Annotated in this window: 18 protein-coding genes; 4 read left to right on the top strand and 14 right to left on the bottom strand. The window is 33.6% G+C overall.

Features of this window, described 5'->3' with window-relative positions; genetic code table 11:
- Positions 1 to 36: 36 nt before the first annotated feature.
- Both HM987_RS12455 and HM987_RS12450 read left to right on the top strand, forming a co-directional pair.
- Positions 37 to 1,851 carry a T9SS type A sorting domain-containing protein gene (locus HM987_RS12455; protein WP_179008391.1) on the top strand — a complete coding sequence of 605 codons (1,815 nt, stop codon included), beginning with the start codon at positions 37 to 39 and terminating at the stop codon, positions 1,849 to 1,851.
- Between the two features lie 109 nt (positions 1,852 to 1,960).
- Positions 1,961 to 2,779 (top strand): DUF6503 family protein, encoded by an 819-nt coding sequence (locus tag HM987_RS12450; protein ID WP_179008390.1) that lies wholly within the window; start codon positions 1,961 to 1,963, stop codon positions 2,777 to 2,779.
- Between the two features lie 29 nt (positions 2,780 to 2,808).
- Here the strand turns inward: HM987_RS12450 and HM987_RS12445 are convergent, their stop codons facing one another.
- On the bottom strand, positions 2,809 to 3,819 hold the full coding sequence (locus tag HM987_RS12445) for a DUF3810 domain-containing protein (protein WP_229724440.1): 1,011 nt from the start codon (positions 3,817 to 3,819) through the stop codon (positions 2,809 to 2,811).
- A gap of 133 nt (positions 3,820 to 3,952) precedes the next feature.
- Positions 3,953 to 4,657, bottom strand: a complete 705-nt coding sequence (locus HM987_RS19570; protein ID WP_218645595.1) for an FKBP-type peptidyl-prolyl cis-trans isomerase — start codon at positions 4,655 to 4,657, stop codon at positions 3,953 to 3,955.
- A gap of 260 nt (positions 4,658 to 4,917) precedes the next feature.
- Here HM987_RS19570 and HM987_RS12435 point away from each other — a divergent pair, with 260 nt between their 5' ends.
- The gene (locus tag HM987_RS12435) at positions 4,918 to 6,381 is read left to right on the top strand and encodes an aminoacyl-histidine dipeptidase (protein ID WP_179008388.1); all 1,464 of its coding nucleotides are present in this window, start codon (positions 4,918 to 4,920) and stop codon (positions 6,379 to 6,381) included.
- Between the two features lie 175 nt (positions 6,382 to 6,556).
- Here the strand turns inward: HM987_RS12435 and HM987_RS12430 are convergent, their stop codons facing one another.
- The 3 genes from HM987_RS12430 to HM987_RS12420 are packed head-to-tail and all read right to left on the bottom strand — an operon-like array spanning position 6,557 to position 9,354.
- Positions 6,557 to 7,783 (bottom strand): peptidylprolyl isomerase, encoded by a 1,227-nt coding sequence (locus HM987_RS12430; RefSeq protein ID WP_179008387.1) that lies wholly within the window; start codon positions 7,781 to 7,783, stop codon positions 6,557 to 6,559.
- Positions 7,776 to 8,309 carry a gliding motility-associated peptidyl-prolyl isomerase GldI gene (gene gldI, locus HM987_RS12425; protein WP_179008386.1) on the bottom strand — a complete coding sequence of 178 codons (534 nt, stop codon included), beginning with the start codon at positions 8,307 to 8,309 and terminating at the stop codon, positions 7,776 to 7,778. Before gldI ends, HM987_RS12430 begins: the two co-directional genes overlap by 8 nt.
- Positions 8,310 to 8,337: 28 nt before the next feature.
- Positions 8,338 to 9,354, bottom strand: coding sequence for a DHH family phosphoesterase (locus HM987_RS12420; protein WP_179008385.1), 1,017 nt, complete (start codon positions 9,352 to 9,354; stop codon positions 8,338 to 8,340).
- Positions 9,355 to 9,672: 318 nt separating this feature from the next.
- Here HM987_RS12420 and HM987_RS12415 point away from each other — a divergent pair, with 318 nt between their 5' ends.
- Positions 9,673 to 10,092: a nucleoside-diphosphate kinase gene (locus tag HM987_RS12415; RefSeq protein WP_179008384.1), complete on the top strand. Its 420-nt coding sequence runs from the start codon at positions 9,673 to 9,675 to the stop codon at positions 10,090 to 10,092.
- Positions 10,093 to 10,184: 92 nt separating this feature from the next.
- On the opposite strand, the gene HM987_RS12410 is transcribed toward HM987_RS12415, so the two are convergent.
- The 9 genes from HM987_RS12410 to HM987_RS12370 form a co-directional block, all read right to left on the bottom strand.
- On the bottom strand, positions 10,185 to 10,691 hold the full coding sequence (locus HM987_RS12410; RefSeq protein WP_179008383.1) for a hypothetical protein: 507 nt from the start codon (positions 10,689 to 10,691) through the stop codon (positions 10,185 to 10,187).
- 174 nt (positions 10,692 to 10,865) lie between these two features.
- Positions 10,866 to 11,693 carry an alpha/beta hydrolase gene (locus tag HM987_RS12405; protein ID WP_179008382.1) on the bottom strand — a complete coding sequence of 276 codons (828 nt, stop codon included), beginning with the start codon at positions 11,691 to 11,693 and terminating at the stop codon, positions 10,866 to 10,868.
- A 321-nt stretch (positions 11,694 to 12,014) separates the two neighbouring features.
- Positions 12,015 to 12,428, bottom strand: coding sequence for a type II toxin-antitoxin system VapC family toxin (locus tag HM987_RS12400; protein WP_179008381.1), 414 nt, complete (start codon positions 12,426 to 12,428; stop codon positions 12,015 to 12,017).
- On the bottom strand, positions 12,425 to 12,670 hold the full coding sequence (locus HM987_RS12395) for a DUF6364 family protein (protein ID WP_179008380.1): 246 nt from the start codon (positions 12,668 to 12,670) through the stop codon (positions 12,425 to 12,427). Before HM987_RS12395 ends, HM987_RS12400 begins: the two co-directional genes overlap by 4 nt.
- Positions 12,671 to 12,883: 213 nt before the next feature.
- The gene (locus tag HM987_RS12390) at positions 12,884 to 13,186 is read right to left on the bottom strand and encodes a hypothetical protein (protein WP_179008379.1); all 303 of its coding nucleotides are present in this window, start codon (positions 13,184 to 13,186) and stop codon (positions 12,884 to 12,886) included.
- 298 nt (positions 13,187 to 13,484) lie between these two features.
- On the bottom strand, positions 13,485 to 14,354 hold the full coding sequence (locus HM987_RS12385) for a hypothetical protein (RefSeq protein ID WP_179008378.1): 870 nt from the start codon (positions 14,352 to 14,354) through the stop codon (positions 13,485 to 13,487).
- A 571-nt stretch (positions 14,355 to 14,925) separates the two neighbouring features.
- Positions 14,926 to 15,399, bottom strand: a complete 474-nt coding sequence (locus tag HM987_RS12380) for a hypothetical protein (protein ID WP_229724438.1) — start codon at positions 15,397 to 15,399, stop codon at positions 14,926 to 14,928.
- Between the two features lie 172 nt (positions 15,400 to 15,571).
- Positions 15,572 to 15,892, bottom strand: a complete 321-nt coding sequence (locus HM987_RS12375) for a hypothetical protein (RefSeq protein WP_179008377.1) — start codon at positions 15,890 to 15,892, stop codon at positions 15,572 to 15,574.
- A protein-coding gene (locus tag HM987_RS12370; protein WP_179005723.1) for an IS3 family transposase occupies positions 15,882 to 17,044 on the bottom strand; the annotation gives its coding sequence in 2 pieces (ribosomal slippage) (positions 15,882 to 16,807 and positions 16,807 to 17,044; 1,164 coding nt in all). Before HM987_RS12370 ends, HM987_RS12375 begins: the two co-directional genes overlap by 11 nt.
- Between the last annotated feature and the right edge of the window lie 41 nt (positions 17,045 to 17,085).

Genomic DNA, 17,085 nt, shown 5'->3' with positions numbered 1-17,085 from the left:
TACAGAAGGTAACAAATTTAACTAGAACATCAACCTATGAAAAAACAACTACACATTTTTCTTTTATTTTTAACATTTTCAATTACTGCTTTCAGTCAAGTAGCAAATCAACCAAACGATTATGAAGTTTGTGATGATGATAATGATGGGTATTCTCAATTCGATTTAACAACTTTATCTGCTCAAGTGTTAGACAGTCAAAATCCAGCAGATTATGCATTAACTTATCATGTAACTCAAAATGATGCTGATGTTGGAGTAAACCCTATAATTAATGCTGGAAATTATTCAAATGTTACAAATCCGCAATTGATATACATACGGTTGGTAGATCCTATTACAGGTAATTTTGATACGACTTGGTTTTCTCTAATTGTTAATCCTTTGCCATCGATAATAGCACCAACAGCTATAATGGTTTGTGATGACGGCGCACCAAATGGCTTAACATCAATGGACTTAAGCTCTAAGAATGTAGAGATCACAGGTAATAACCCAACTTACGCTATTAGTTATTATTTAAATCAAGTAGATGCAGACAGTGAAGTCAATCCATTACCAACCATTTACACTAATATTAGTAATCCGCAGATTATAATAGCACGAGTAGAAGATGTAAACTCAGGTTGTTTTGCTACAACCACTTTAGAGTTAGTTGTAGAACCTTCACCAGTACTTGTACAGCCATTACCACTTCATTTCTGTGATGTTAATAATCCAGGAGATGAGCAAGAAGTTTTTACTTTAGAAGATGCAAATGCAGAGATTATAAACGGTCAAATAAATGTAACTTTAACATATTATGAGACACAAATGGATGCAGATAATGAAACCAATCCAATAGTTAGTCCATATACAAATACTACAAACCCTCAGACATTATATGTAAGAGCAGAGCAATTTGTTACAGCATGTTACGATACCACAACCTTAACTTTACGGGTATTGCCTAATCCCTCAGGAGCTATGGGAAATCCAGAAGATTTAGCATTATGCGATGAAAATAATAATGGTACTGCTGCTTTTGATTTAACAGTAAACGAAGGCCTTATTAATCCTAATGGCGAACCTTTTTCTATTACTTATTTTTTAAGTGAAGCTGATGCTTCTGATAATGTCGGCAATATCTCTAACCCAAATAATTTTACAAACATGAGTAATCCTCAAACTATTTATGTAAGAGTAGAAACTACAGATGGTTGCTATACTACAACATCATTTATGACAGAAGTCAGAGACTGTACAGATACTGATAACGATGGTGTTATTGACAGTGACGAAGATCTTAATAACAATGGTAACTTAGAGGATGACGATGCAGATAATGATGGTACGCCAAACTATTTAGACGACGATGATGATGGCGACAATGTAGATACCATTGATGAAATTAATGTTGAGTTAGATAGAAATAGTATTCATTCATTTATCGATTCAGATAATGATCTTATCGAAAACTATTTGGACGATGACGATGATGGTGATAATGTGTTAACTATTGATGAAGATTACAATAATAATGGCGACCCAACGGATGACGATACTAACGGCAATTCTATTCCTGATTATCTTGAAAGTGCAGTTGCTTTAAGTTTGAATGAATTTAGCAATCTGAAATTCAGTATGTTTCCAAATCCTACAAAAGATGAGGTGACTATTCAATTAGCAAATTCAAATTTTGATACCACAAAAGTGGATATTTACAATATTCATGGCAAAGTAGTTTTAAAAGACATGAAGCTTGAAACGAATACTTCAACCATAGATATTTCTAATTTAGAAAGCGGATTGTATTTTGTACAGTTGACTTTTGGTAATTCATCAACGGTTCAAAAATTGATGGTTGATTAAACTCAACTCACAATAAATTAGAAAAGCTTCAGAATAGTTCTGAGGCTTTTTTTTGTAATGTCTTATATTTAGTTTCGTCAAAAGCAAAAACTTAAAAACTGACCATATCATGAAAAAATCACTACAAATAATGACTTTAGCAATCCTAATAGTTGCTTGTAAAAACGAACCTAAAGTAAATTCCGCAGTAATTGAAACTGATACTTCGACTTCGCTCAGTAACCAGAAAGAAGCAATAACCACAAGTATTTACCCAGAAGCAATAACCAAAGTTTTTGATGCACATGGTGGCATTGATCAATGGAATAAAATGAAAAGTTTAGCCTTTACCATGGAAAAGCCAAACGGAAAGGAAGTGACCAAAACTAATTTACAGACTAGAGCGGAACTTATTGATACGCCAACATATACGCAAGGCTTTGATGGCGAAACATTGTGGATAAAAGAAAAAGCGGGGAGTGAATATAAGGGCAAGCCTATGTTTTACAAGGGTTTGATGATGTACTTTTATGCCATGCCTTTTATTGTTGGAGATGACGGTATTATCTATGAAGAAGCTGAACCTTTAACGTTTGAAGGAAAAACCTATCCAGGCATTTTAATTTCATACGAAGCAGGAATCGGCGAATCACCAGACGACGAATACATCATTTATTACGATTCCGAAACAGGACAAATGCAATGGCTGGCCTATACAGTAACGTTCGGAAAAGATGGTAAAAGCAATGAATTCAAGTTTATAAGATATAATAATTGGCAAACCGTCAATGGCCTTGTCGTTCCAAAAAGTGTGGATTGGTATACCTATGAAAACAACCAACCAATAGAAAAAAGAAATACAGTTGAGTTTACTGATGTCATGATTTCTGAGAAATTTCCAGACACTTCTATTTTTGAAAAGCCAGAAGACGCTAAAGTGATTGAATAGGGTTTAATTTTAATTAGTCCTAGTATTAATTAAAGCTCCTTCCCATCATAATAATTAACCAAAAGCGCCACCACATAACTATAGCTTTTCATTCCATCAGCTTGGTTGTTGGCCTTTAGGAAATTATCAAAGGTTTTTTCAAAATAAGGCTCAAAAGGATTTTCGTAAGATTTCCAAAACTCTTGAACTTCTTGATAGTTTTTTATAATGCCTTTATTTATGGTTGGAAGCATGGTTTCATAACGTTGAGGTTCTCTTTTGTAGATTTCAGCTAAACAATACCGCAATGCAAACGTATAGCCTGAATATTTAAAATATATATCCTCATTATGAATGGCTGCTAAACTGCCAATAAAATTAGCTTCGTTTTCAGCCGCATAGCCCAATTGATGTGCCGCCTCGTGGCATGATGTAGTTGGAAATTTATAGGTTGAAATGAGTCCGTTAACCTGGGCTTCATTGGTAAATGGATTTAGATAGCCTGAGAATCCCATATAAGTCAATGGGACACTATAAATGGATTTTTTGATGCTTTTAGGGTGGTATTCAAGATGTGGATATATTTCTGAAAGGGTTTGGTAACCATCTTTGACTTTATCGAAAATTTCTGTTTTTGAATATGGAAATTCAATTTTTACCGTATCATTTTTAGACAACTCATAGTGCAAGCTATTCGATTTTTGAATTAAACGTTCTGTAAACGAAAGGAGTTGTTCAGTAGTGTAATCGGCTTCAAGATCTAATGATTTGTAAAGCGGTTGCCTGTAATAATTGAAAGCCCAAAGCAGATGAAATGCAAAATAAGCGATAGATAATGTAGCTCCAATATCTAAAAGCCAATTTACGGTGTCTTTAAAAATACGTTTTCGATTGACTATGAACCATCTTATGATATAAATTCCAGCTAATGTGTAAAACACATCTCCAATTGAAAATGGTAGCCATCCAAAAACATAGCGCATTAATTTTGAAAGGAAAACGTATAGGCCGTTGCTGTAAAATTGCTCAACAAATTCTGAATAATGCTTCAGTTGTGACATGAAAAGCACTTGAATGATCAAGAAAATAACAAGGCCTATTTTTTTGTTTTTACGCATGAATCAAAAATCGAAAAAAAAAGCTTGAGTTAATAAGGACTCAAGCTTTTTGAATAAATTAATATTAAAAAAGTATTTAATTTACTTTAATTAATTCTATTTCAAAAATTAGAGCCATAAATGGTTGTATGACTCCACCTGGTCTTGGGTTGGCACCATAAGCTAATTCTTCAGGTATAAAAAACTTATATTTAGCACCTTCTTTCATGAGTTGAACACCTTCTGTCCAACCTTTAATAACTCTGTTTAAGTCTGTTGTATAGGAGTCAGAACTATCAAACTCAGTGCCGTCAATTGTTGTGCCTTTGTAACTTACAGTTACATTGGAAGAAGGCCCTTCGGGTTGTTTTCCTGTTCCTTCTTGTAACACAATATATTGTAGTCCACTTTCTGTAGTTTTTACTCCAGATTTAGATTTGTTAGTTTCTAAAAAATCTAAACTTGCTTTTTTAACGTCAGCAAATTTGGTTTCTTGTTCTTTCTCTTGTTTAAGTCTTTGTTCTTCTTGCATTTTTTTTCCAAAAGCTTGAAGAATAATTTGTTGATCTGCTTCAGGTATTGTTAATTGAGTCGAATCTGCAACATCCTTATAACCATTGATAAAAGCATCAATATTTAAATCTGGAACTTGATTTAATAGCCCTTTTGCTTGGCTTGCTCCAATAGAATAACTAACAGAATCTATGTTGTTGGTTAAGGTAACATTTGAACCTGTCTTTTTGTTGCTATTACATGCTAACAATGTACTTGTTAAAATTACTAATCCTATTTTTATTTTCATTTTTTTTAATTTTAGATAAATTATAAATACTTAGTTCCCTAAATTTTAAGAACTACAAAAATAAAATAATTAATTTTTTATCGAAACATCTTTAGGAAAAAGGATGATTTTTTAAATCAAATGCATTATAAAACTTAGTTGTATTTGATGAATTGTGATTGAAAGTATAATTACAACAAAGACAAATTCATATTTCGTAAATTTGCCATTCAATAAAATGTTTTATTAATTAAAAGATACCCACTTGCGTGGGCAATTATATGAGTCAAGACATAAGAAACTTAGAGCCAAAACAATTATGGAATAAATTCGCAGATTTAAACGCTGTACCACGACCTTCGAAAAAAGAAGAGCGTGTGATACAATTCATGAAAGATTTTGGAAAAAAACTTGGTTTAGAAACCATAGAGGACGAAGTTGGGAATGTGATCATTCGCAAACCAGCATCGAAAGGTATGGAAGACCGTAAGCCAATTGTGATGCAAAGTCATTTAGATATGGTACATCAAAAGAATAATGATACCGTCTTTAACTTTGATGAACAAGGCATAGACATGCATGTGGTTGGCGATTGGGTAAAAGCCAAAGGCACAACGCTTGGTGCAGATAACGGATTGGGAGTGGCGACGATTATGGCGATTTTAGAAAGTGATACTATTGCGCATCCAGCTCTAGAAGCTTTGTTCACTATTGATGAAGAAACAGGAATGACAGGTGCCAAAGGTCTAAAAGGTGGTTTGCTAAAAGGTGATATTCTTCTGAATTTAGATACCGAAGAAGATGATGAAATAGGCGTTGGTTGCGCAGGTGGTGTTGATGTGACAGCCACGCGAGATTATGAAGAGGACGACACACCTGAGTTTAAAATCGGTTATAACATTACGGTCAAAGGTTTGCAAGGCGGCCATTCAGGAATGCAAATCCATGAAGGTTTAGGAAATGCCAACAAATTGATGAACCGTTTGTTATTTGATGGATTTGAAAACTTCGGACTTCGTATTTCTGAAATTGATGGTGGAAGTTTGCGAAATGCCATTCCAAGAGAAAGTAACGCCACTGTTGCGATAGATGCTGTACATGAAGCTGCTTTTGAAGCTGAAATGAAAGCACATGCCAAAGCGCTTAAAACCGAATTTAAAACTATGGAACCAGATTTGGAAATCGTAGTGTCAAAAACGGATACGCCTGCTAAAATCATGGATTTAGGCGGACAAGAAGGTTTAACCAGAGCTTTGTATGCAGCACACAATGGGGTTTATAGAATGAGTCCAGATATTAAGGATTTGGTAGAAACGTCTAACAATATCGCTAGAGTAATCGTAAAAGATGGTCATATTAAAATAGGTTGTTTAACCCGAAGTTCTGTTGAAAGTACAAAACAAGATTTAGCAAATACCTTGCGTGCGACTTTTGAACTGACAGGTTGCGAAGTTGAACTATCTGGAGATTATCCTGGGTGGGCACCAAATATGGATTCTGATATCCTGAAAGTCATGGTGCCAATTTACGAACGTTTAAATAACGGCGAAAAACCACACGTCGCAGCTTGCCACGCAGGATTGGAATGTGGAATTCTTGGTACAAACTACCCAGATATGGACATGATTAGTTTTGGACCAAACATTAAAGGCGCGCATTCACCAGATGAGCGTGCCCAAATTTCTTCTGCACAAAAGTATTGGGAATTTGTGTTGGAGATTTTGAAGCATATTCCGAAGAGATAGTTTTGTAGAATCCTGCAAGGGGAATTGCTGAATTTAGTTCAGTATCGACTTTGTAATTATAAAAATGAAAAAAGACCTACAAGGTTTTGGAAACCTTGCAGGTCAAATTATATAAAAAAAGCAGCTAAGTATCAAATATAGACTTAGCTGCTTTTTTTTATGTGTTATAGTGAGATTACTTTGGCTTCTTAATACTCACCAATTCTATATCAAAAACAAGGTTCGCATTGGCTGGAATCACAGGTGGATTTCCTCTTTCCCCATAGCCTAAATAATAAGGAATATATACTCTTGCCTTATCACCAATTTTCATGTTTAGCATCGCTTCTCTAAAACCAGCGATTAAAGTCGCCGTTTCATTATACGGCATATCGAATGGCGCATAGCGACCAGCTTGGTCTTGTCTTTCATCGTATTTGCCATTTTTCTCAGCCACACTTTTCCAGGTGGTCCAAAACAACTCGCCGTTTTCTAAATAACCAGCACAATCAATATTTACGCGATCAGTAGATTTCGGTTTAACACCATTACCTTCATGGGTAAATATCATGGCCATTCCTGTAGGAGATTCTATTTTTCGTCCCTCTAATTCTTCATTCTTTTTTAAGAACTCTTCTTTTGCGGCTTCAGCTTTTGCTTTCGCTTCCTTTTGAGCTTCAGCTGCTTTCGCTTCTGCTTCAGCTTTAGCCTCAGCAACTTTTTCTTTTATCTTTGGCAATTCCTCAGTAAAAACTTTAGGCGCATCAAATTTCTTTGCAGCACTACCTTTTCTTATAATGTTTACTTTATCAATGGTTACATCTTCAAGTGGTTTATTAATTCCAGGTTGCACGTGAACATTAGAAATAGTATCTAATACGTTTAAACCTTTAACTAATTCGCCAAATATGGCATGACAATATACTCTTGGGTTAGCGCAATCTTTTAAATTTCCACTTTCATCGTAGCCGTCTAACCATGGTGTTGCTTTTTCCGTGATGAAAAACTGACTTCCATTGGCGTTAACACCAGGATTTGCCATGGACAATACACCAGGTTTATCATGTTTAAAATCCTTAACAAGTTCATCTTCGAATTTATAGCCAGGATCACCACTACCAGTTGCTGTTGGATCACCCGTTTGTATCATGAAATTATTCATCACACGATGGAACGTTAATCCATCATAATAAGGTTTTCCTTTATATTCATCTTTAACCAATGGGTGTTTACCTTCAGCCAATGCCACAAAATTTGCCACTGTTACAGGTACTTTTTCAAAGAATAGTTTTGCAACCATGGTATCTTTTGAGGTTACGATTTCGGCATAAAGCCCATCTTCTAAATCAGGATAACGGTCTTGACAAGACGTACTCGATAGTACTAATAATACAACGAATGTTGCAAGTGCATTTTTAATCATTTTTTTGGGTTATAGTGTTTAAAGTTACTTCACAAATTAAAGGAATATTCGTTCCTATTTTATGTTCATCGCCATAATAACCAAAGGCTTTTTGGGATGGAAAAATAAATGTCGCGGTTTCTGTAGGTTTTAAAAGTTTTAAGCCTTCACGCAAACCTGTGAACAATTCTTCCTTGTCCATAATATAGGTTTTGTTGGTGTTGGCATAAATTTCATCACCTTCAATAGTAGAGACATCAAAAGTGAAATCTACAACGTCTCCAAACTGTGCTTGTATGGTGTCATTTTCAATTTTAGTGTTGTAATAATACCAAAAGCCACTTTCTGAAGCGATATAATCTTTTTCGGGATTACTATTTATAATGTCTTGAATTTGCTCGTGTTCACGTTCATTTAGCTTTTTGTTACGCTCTGCAGATGCCTTTAAAAAAGAACCTGATTGTACGGATTCTGGCATTCGTGCTTCTGGAGATTTACAGCTAAAACACAACAACGAAAAGATGAGTATTATGAGTAGGTTTTTCATACTTGAATAATTTACTGCCTATTTTGGGTTAAGACAAATCTTGTTTATACTGCGGTAATATACTAATAAATTTATTTATAGTGGTTTCCATATCCTCTTCACTGCGTCCTCCAGCTGCATTTGTGTGTCCACCACCATTGAAATGGGCTCTCGAAAATTCGTTTACCGAAAACTCGCCTTTGCTGCGTAAAGATATTTTGATGATATTATCTTGTTTGCTTTCAATAAATATGGCTGCAAATATAATACCTTCTAGCGATAATCCATAGTTTACAAACCCTTCGGTATCTCCTTTTTTAAAGTTGAATTCGTCCAATTCTGCCTGAGACAAAGTGGTATAAGCGGTTCTCAATTCTGGAATGACCTTAAGATTCTGTAGCGCTCTGCCCAATAATTGTAAACGACTATAACTATTGGTATCGTATATATTATTGTGAATTTGTGAATTATCAGCACCTTTTTCAATCAAGCTTCCTATGATCTGATGCGTTTTGGTGGTGGTTGCCGAAAAACGAAACGAACCTGTATCTGTCATGATACCAACGTACAAACAGGACGCGATAGTTTCGTCTATTTTGTTTTCATCACCAAGCTTTTCGATAAAATTATAAACCATTTCGCAGGTCGAAGACATCCTTACGTCAGAATACATATATTTTGCATAATCATCTGGTTGCTGATGATGGTCTATCATTATTTTGGTGGCATTTGAAGCTTCAAGAACTTCGGCCATTTGATGGCCAGCTCGGTGATAGGCATTAAAGTCCAAAGTAAAAATAAGGTCTGCTTTTTCTAGGAGAGCGTTGCCTTCTTCCAGTTGTGTTTCATACTTCAAAACGGTATCGTCACCAGGCAACCACTTTAAAAAATCGGGATAATCGTTAGGTGCGATTACTGTAGCATTGTGGTTGAGTTTTTTGAGATAATGATATAAGCCCAATGTAGAACCCATGGCATCGCCATCAGGATTTCTATGTGGAACAATAACGATATTTTTTGGTGTGCTTAAAAGCGCTTTTATTTCGGAAATCTGCGTTGTATTCATAAGCGACGAAGATACGTTTTTTAGGGATTCTGAAAAGTGCTTTTAATATGAAATTAAGAGTGTTTTTTTAGCGTTTAGTATTACTGATTTGTCACACTGGGCAGAATTTGGGAAATGGATTGTATTAAGACGTATGACTAATTGTAAATTGAGGTTCTCGATACAAAATTGCAAAAAAGAAATTTCACTCAAACTGACGTTTATTAGGTAACACTAATTTAATAAAAGCTAAACTTGATTAATTAAAGAAATGCATTACTTTTGCATCGAATTTCGCAGAAGCGATAATGCGAAAGCGAATCTATTAAAAAAAAGAACATGGCAACTAACAGAACATTTACAATGTTAAAGCCAGATGCTGTTGAAAAAGGACACATTGGCGCAATATTAGAAAAAATTTCAGCTTCAGGATTTAGAATCGTGGCGATGAAGTTAACACAAATGACCAAAGCAGATGCTGAGGAATTTTATGCAATTCATAACGAACGTCCATTTTTTGGAGAGTTGGTAGAGTATATGACTCGTGGTCCAATCGTTGCAGCAGTTTTAGAAAAAGATAATGCTGTTGAAGATTTTAGAACCTTAATCGGAGCGACGAATCCTGCGGATGCAGCGGAAGGAACTATCCGTAAAATGTTTGCAGATTCTATTAGCGAAAACGCTGTTCACGGTAGTGATAGTGACGATAATGCTGCTATAGAAAGTGCTTTCCATTTTGCTGGAAGGGATATGTTTTAAGCTAAAACATTATATCATATTGAAAAAGACCATCTGTTAAGGATGGTCTTTTTTGTTTTTTTAGCATAGTACTTGGTTGTAAGTAGTTTTATTCAAATAGGATTTTCTGCATATTCCTTATCCATTTGCTCTTTTAGTCGTTCATTTAGTATAGATTTATATCCTTTATCGCCAACAAATACGTCGAATGAATATGTATAATAAATATCTTTAATTTCCAACGAAAAAGAGTCGTTAGCTATCTCTTTAGTTGTCATTATTTTTTCTTCAATTTTCAGTTCAATCTTTTGTTTTCCAGTTTTGAATCTACTAATCCAGAAAAAAGGTGTTGTTAGTCCATCACTAAACGTATCAGATCTGATTGAACCATCTTTCATTTCATTTTTCATTATAACTGAGATTACTGAACTTTGATTTTCTTTAAAATCTCTATTATACTCAAAAATTCTTGCCAAATTTACACCATAAGCTAGTGTGTCCGAAATTATAAATCTAAATTTTGCAATTTTTGAATTTTGATTTTCAGATTTAGTTCCGTTATTATTACAACTAATAATAAGAAATACAATTGAATATTTTAATAGGAATCGTTTTTTCATAATTACTTACTACTTTGTTGTATAAGATTAGTTGCGTGGTTTAAGCACTAAAGTTAGCAAATAAATCACAGATAGAAAGTCAGCGAGTCCCGATAGCTATCGGGATTCGTAAGTAGGCTATAAGTGGTAATTAATTTTACACGATGTTACCAAACGTATTTTTCTATAATATTATCAATTCTCTTGATTAATGTAAATTAAACCTTGGTACAAAGCTATTAATGGTACAGAGCGATGGTTTTCCTTGTCAAAATACTTTATTTCGACATTTAGAGGTTTTTCCGATTTCTTTGTGATTAATTCATAGAGATAGTCGTGTCTTTTTTTATTCCGCTCATAACTAGCCTCTCCTTGATTGGCAGTAGCTATATAAAGTTTTTTATTCAATGATATTGACGAAATAGAATCAACTTTGTTTTTCATCATCTCTTCACTCCACCAAATACTTGGGTCTATAGAAATGTAAGCATTGAAAACGCTACTTTTATCCATATAAGAATTTAATGTAAGTAGGCCTCCTAAAGAATGTCCAACGAGAGTTCTAGACGGTTCTGTTCTATAATTTTCATCAACATATGGTATTAGCTCTTTCTCAATGAAATTCAAAAAATTCCTTCCACCTCCCATAGTATTTGGTCGTTTTGTCTTGATTTTTGTAACGGTAAAATCTCGTTCACGGTCAACATTCTCAATGGCTATAATAATACTTTCTGGCATTAAATTGTTTCGGTTCCTATTGGAACTCATAAAATGTACTATTCCAGATGCTGTTTTAAAATGAGTATATCCATCCAATAATATGATAATTGGATATTTTTTCGTCACTTCAGTTGAATCATTATATGAATCAGGAATACTTATTAAGCAAGTTCTTTCTTCATTTAAAATACTAGATTTAATAATGAACTGACTTCCTATTATAATATCCGCTTTATTCTGTCCGAACGTCGTTTGTGCTCCAAAAAGAAGAATACATAAAAATACAAATGTAAAAGTTCTCATAGTTTGCTTTATATTCTGACTAACGTCAAATTAAGTTGTTGATTATTAATTGTATTTTTTTAAATTTAAGCATTTCCATTCACTTTTTTGCTGACCTTCTTCTGTCGTTAGCTCAAGAAATTAATAGGTTTTTTCTTGTGTGGGGAATGTTTGGTAACGTGATTGTGTATGGTTAGTTGCGTGTTTAAGCACTAAAGTTAGCAAATAAATCACGGACCTGCCTGCCGGCAGGCAGGTAGAAAGTCCGCGAGTCCCGATAGCTATCGGGATTCGTAAGTAGGCTCTAACTAGCAATGAATTATACATTGTTAGGCACTGGCTTTATTTTCGGGATAAAAATTCTTTTGCTGTTAAAACTGGAATTCTTGAGTTTTTAAAATCCTTTTTATTCCTAGTAATTATTATATCTATTTGGTTTTCTATTGCCGAGTAGTATTGAAGTCCATCTTCAAAGTCTGGAAAATTGTCGTCACTCAGAGCTAATTCCGTTATCTTATCATCTAGACTTAATAATTCTACAAGTACCTTAAATTTTCGTAATATTTCTCTCGCTTCTTTTGCTGATTTTAATTTTGTGAGAATATAATTCGTGTTTGCGAAAGTTAAAGATGAAATTGCTAACTCCAATTCTTTTTTGTCAGCCCGAGAAAACAAATCGGCAGCCTCGTCATAGAATTTTTCTCTTTTAGAAAGAAGATCTATAACAATATTAGTGTCAATTAATAATCTATTCATTTGTATTTTTCAATTAAATAATCAGCATATGCATCTTTTTCGTCAAAATCTTTATCAAGTGATATTACTCCACTTAAACTCTCCACAAGAGGCGTTATTTCCGCTGCATTGCTTTTACGTTTAGTGAGTGAAGACAAATATGATTCTATAAGTTTAGACAAGCTGATATTATTCGATTTAGCATAATCCTTTGCACTTTCGATAATTGTTTTGTCCAAGCTCAATGTGAGTTTTTTATCCATAACATTTAGTTTACGTGCAAATTTAATAATTTATTACGTAAATTTGATGGATTCTCGATTTTTTTTGCTTGTGGCTAACGTGTTTGTGTATGTTTAGTTGCGTGGTTAAGCAACTAATTTAGCAAATAAATCACAGATAGAATATTCCGCAGGAATGTTCGTAAGTCGGCAGTGACCTAGCAATGAATTATACACGGTGTTGGCGTGTCGTTTTTAATTTAATTTAGTTAGATCAATTAGTGAGTCGGACACCTTTATTTTTTCGCTATTATCAATCGAAATAAAAGGAATTCTATAAACTATTCCAGTATTGAATTCCACTGTTAACATTTCTAGTCCACCGTCTGATCCAATCGCAAAATATCCGTCGTGATATTTTTTAACTTCATAAGCTTTATTGAGTTGATCCATTTCGGTCAAATCCCATATGAAAAATGCCAAGTCAGATTCTATTCCGCTAACGCTTTCAAGATTCCGCACTTTTATTTCTTGTTTTATTTTTTCTATCGTAATCATTTTTCTAATCCTGACTAACATCAAATTTAGTTAAATTTTGTTTCTAATCTTTTATTCATAGGCTTTTGCCAAGTTTTTAACGACTATTTTTTAAAGAAGTCAAAATTTTGATTTGTTGCGTTAAGTTATTGAATTGGGAACGTGATGAGGGGAATGCACGCCAACGTGTTTGTGTATGGCTTCGTTGCGGAAAAATCCGCAGGATTCTTTCCGCCATAACCCAAAGATAGCGAATAAGCGTTGAATTCCGATTTGGAATTCAGCCGCAATGAGCTATACACGTTGTTATGTGCTGAACTTATTGCAATGTTTTTTTATATTCAGGACTTAAATAAAGAGTTTTAGTATTAACAGTTCCTCTTAAAACTGCAAGTTCATAATCAAGTTTTTCGAAATCTGATTTACAAAACATTTCCTCCTTCATTAAATCTGTACAAAATCCAATTCCTTCGCAAATATGAAAAATTGAACCAAGGATATTTGCGCTTACAGTGTTTATATCTGTATGCTCTAATAACATTGATGCAGTTCCAAAATGGTCATATTTAGAATATAAATCATATAGATAAAAAACATCTTGGTAATGAATATTCTTTAAGCCATCTGAAACTTTATCCAGCCACTTTCTAATGACTCTTGTTGTTAAATCATCCTTTTGTTGATATCGTAAAGATTTTCCAGGTTTGTTGTAGTCAATAGGAATTTTAGGGTCGAAAAGGTCAGGAAATAATTTTGTAAACATATCAACATCTTTACAATGGTCAGAATGATTGTAATGTTTATACTGTTTGTCTTTTTCGGCGATGTTTATAAATCTTCTTATTTGTTCCGAAACTAACTTGTCAATTTCTTTCTCGTAGGTTTCGGTTAATTCAGGGTTGGATTTCTTTTGGGCTTGAAAGGTTGCCAGATACAAGGTTATTAAATAATCTAATAGTCCAGCTCTTGAGACTACAGATATTGAGAATTCTCTATGTCTTTTGTTTTTGTCGTAATCATTTAAAAGTAAGCTTAAGGACTCAAAACTGTAGATGTACCTTTTAAAAAGACTATAATAAATATTGAAGGTAGATTTATTTTCATCAATTATTCTAAACCCTTCTTCTAAAATAACTTTTAAATGAACTTTAGTTTTAAGGAATTTATTTTCATTCAGTTCGGAAATCATAAATAATTATTGTTCATCTGGTTTTGCACATAACGGTCTCGGCTATGAGTAGTTGCGTGGGTTAGCAGTTAACTTTGCAAGTACACACCAAACTGAAAATCCGCGAGGATTTTCAGAAGTAGGCTAGAACAAGCAATTACTTATAGCCATTGTTGTACACCGTTTTTTATTCAGTTATTTCTTTATTATTGTTTTTAAAAATCCAAACTCCTATCACTATTGTTAGCGAATATATCAAAACCCAAATTGTCTGTTCAGACCATCTTGTAATAAATCCGCTATCTACGATGAAAAACGTAATCCAAACCGATAGAAAGCTGTAAATTGATAATATAATCTTCTCGTTTAGGGTTGAGTATTTATTTTTCAAAAACCTTTTAATTAACCAAAATAATACCATTGCAGGAATTGACGAAAGAAAGCCGACAATAATCATTACAAATATTATTTCGTAAGAATTTAATATGCTCGTAAAACTCGAATCATTTATAATAGCACCTAATATTAATGCTAATAAAAGAGGCGAAACGATTATTGTAAATAACCAAATTTTAATAACATATCTCATATATTATTCAGCTGGTATTTTATACGTTCCATCAATTAATTCCCAATTATTTTTCTTTTGGTCAAACACAAATCTCATATCAGGAACGTAGCCATTTGTTCCGCCACAATCTAATGCAAAATCCGCTTTTTTAAATTTCAGTCCATTGTTAAAATGAATCTTACGCTTTCCAGTAACATTTATAATTCCAAAATTCACGTCAACTGTGTCAATTCCGATTATTTTGTGAGTCAGACGTAAAACCCGAATTGTCTTTTTTTCTTTTATTGACAAGTCAATTAATTCCTCATTGGTCAAAAACTTGTATCGGTCAGATACGTTCAGTTTGGAAATCCGCTGTCCATTTTCGTTGAGTTCAATATATTTCCAACCGCTCGAAAGTAAAAGGTCAAATCTGCTATTTAATGCTCTGACATAAATACTGTCCAACTCGCTTTTTTCAATCGAATTCAGTTCCGTTTCTTGTCCAAATGACAAAAATCCGATAAAGGTCAATATGATTACAAATGCTTTCTCAAATGGTGTACAACGTGTTTGTGTATGATTTCGTTGCGTGTTTAAGCACTAAAGTTAGCAAATAAATCACAGATAGAAAGTCCGCGAGGACTTTCGTAAGTAGGCTATAACTAGCAATGAATTATACACGGTGTTACCCAACGTTTTTTATTCCGTTTTTTATTTTTTCAATCCAATTTTTGTCAGTTGGTTCAACAATAATTGCTTTAAAATTTAATCTTTCACTCTCAATTCCAACACCTTTTAAATCGTCAATATGTAAGTCAAAATCAAATGCTGGTGGAAACTTGGATGAGTTAATATTTCGAGATTTTAAAACTTTTCGATTTTCTTTTTCGTTTACAATTCGGTTGACTTTTATTCCGTAATATTTTAAAGTCAATCTTATTTTTCTTTTAGTTCTAAATGATGTTGGACTACCTAATAAAAATGGGACTAATTTTTTAGGCCGCATTGTTAATAATTCGTTTTAATTTAAGTTCCATTTCAAGTGGTGTTAAGTAATCTAAGCTTGAATGAATTCTTTTAGTATTATACCAAGTAATGTACTGGCTTATTTTGTCAAATAACTGTAAGTATGACGTAAACTTAAACCGATATAGCCATTCGTGCTTAATGGTCTTAAAAAAGCTTTCTGCTACTGCATTATCCCAACAGTTCCCTTTTCTACTCATGGATTGTGTTATATTGCTATTGAAAGAAAAAATACTTGTCATTGTATTGGCTGCATACTGAACGCCTCTATCGGAATGAAATATGAAATTATTTGAAATAGTTCGATTTCTTCTGGCATGAATCCAAGCTTTTAACACCGTATTCTGTACAGTCATATCTTCGCTTAACGCCCATCCTACAACCTTTCTGTCTGCTAAATCTATAATAGTTGTTAGATAATTCCAGTTGTCATTTACTCTAATGTAAGTGATGTCAGACACCCATTTTTCTCCTATTGTTGAACTTGAAAATTCTCTATCTAGCTCATTTTTAGCCAATGGAAAGTTATGCTTGGAATCTGTTGTATTTACAAACTTTCTTTTTAAAACACTTTTTAACCCCATTTCTTTCATCAATATTGCAATATAGGAACGGCAATAATTCAAGTTTTCTCGTTCTAACATTTTCTGTATTCTACAGCTTCCATAAATCTCTTTACTATCTTCAAAAATAGCTCTAATCCTTTCCTTTAGTAATATTACAGAGTCTTTAGTCCTTACTAAATCCCTATTCTTACGCCAATTGTAATATGCGTTTTTACTGACATGCATACATTTACACATCTTCTCAACCACAAAATCTGATTCATTTGATAAAATGAATTGATATTTTAGTGGTCGCTCTTGGAAAAGATGCTTACTGCCTTTTTTAAGATATCACGCTCCATTTTTACATCTCGTAATTCTTTACGTAACGATTTAAGTTCTTGCTCTTCCATAGTAAGTTCTCTTTTCTTGGAAAAGTCTCCAGATTTAGCCTCGTAATCCTTTTTCCAGCGACTTATAAGGCTGGTAGCAACACCATAATCCTCACTTATTTGTTTTGCTTTCATTCCTGATTGCAATAGTTCTACTATTGTAACCTTTAATTCATTGTCATATCTTTTTGCCATAATTCAAATATATAATTTATGACCGTAAAAATTCGTCCCAG

This window comes from Winogradskyella forsetii (assembly GCF_013394595.1).
Taxonomy (GTDB): domain Bacteria; phylum Bacteroidota; class Bacteroidia; order Flavobacteriales; family Flavobacteriaceae; genus Winogradskyella; species Winogradskyella forsetii.
This window is presented reverse-complemented; position numbering and strand designations above follow the sequence as displayed.

Coding starts and splice junctions, on each gene's coding strand:
- HM987_RS12455 (WP_179008391.1), top strand. CDS start 37: ATGAAAAAACAACTACACATTTTTCTTTTATTTTTAACATTTTCAATT.
- HM987_RS12450 (WP_179008390.1), top strand. CDS start 1,961: ATGAAAAAATCACTACAAATAATGACTTTAGCAATCCTAATAGTTGCT.
- HM987_RS12445 (WP_229724440.1), bottom strand. CDS start 3,819: ATGTCACAACTGAAGCATTATTCAGAATTTGTTGAGCAATTTTACAGC.
- HM987_RS19570 (WP_218645595.1), bottom strand. CDS start 4,657: ATGAAAATAAAAATAGGATTAGTAATTTTAACAAGTACATTGTTAGCA.
- HM987_RS12435 (WP_179008388.1), top strand. CDS start 4,918: ATGAGTCAAGACATAAGAAACTTAGAGCCAAAACAATTATGGAATAAA.
- HM987_RS12430 (WP_179008387.1), bottom strand. CDS start 7,783: ATGATTAAAAATGCACTTGCAACATTCGTTGTATTATTAGTACTATCG.
- gldI (WP_179008386.1), bottom strand. CDS start 8,309: ATGAAAAACCTACTCATAATACTCATCTTTTCGTTGTTGTGTTTTAGC.
- HM987_RS12420 (WP_179008385.1), bottom strand. CDS start 9,354: ATGAATACAACGCAGATTTCCGAAATAAAAGCGCTTTTAAGCACACCA.
- HM987_RS12415 (WP_179008384.1), top strand. CDS start 9,673: ATGGCAACTAACAGAACATTTACAATGTTAAAGCCAGATGCTGTTGAA.
- HM987_RS12410 (WP_179008383.1), bottom strand. CDS start 10,691: ATGAAAAAACGATTCCTATTAAAATATTCAATTGTATTTCTTATTATT.
- HM987_RS12405 (WP_179008382.1), bottom strand. CDS start 11,693: ATGAGAACTTTTACATTTGTATTTTTATGTATTCTTCTTTTTGGAGCA.
- HM987_RS12400 (WP_179008381.1), bottom strand. CDS start 12,428: ATGAATAGATTATTAATTGACACTAATATTGTTATAGATCTTCTTTCT.
- HM987_RS12395 (WP_179008380.1), bottom strand. CDS start 12,670: ATGGATAAAAAACTCACATTGAGCTTGGACAAAACAATTATCGAAAGT.
- HM987_RS12390 (WP_179008379.1), bottom strand. CDS start 13,186: ATGATTACGATAGAAAAAATAAAACAAGAAATAAAAGTGCGGAATCTT.
- HM987_RS12385 (WP_179008378.1), bottom strand. CDS start 14,354: ATGATTTCCGAACTGAATGAAAATAAATTCCTTAAAACTAAAGTTCAT.
- HM987_RS12375 (WP_179008377.1), bottom strand. CDS start 15,892: ATGCGGCCTAAAAAATTAGTCCCATTTTTATTAGGTAGTCCAACATCA.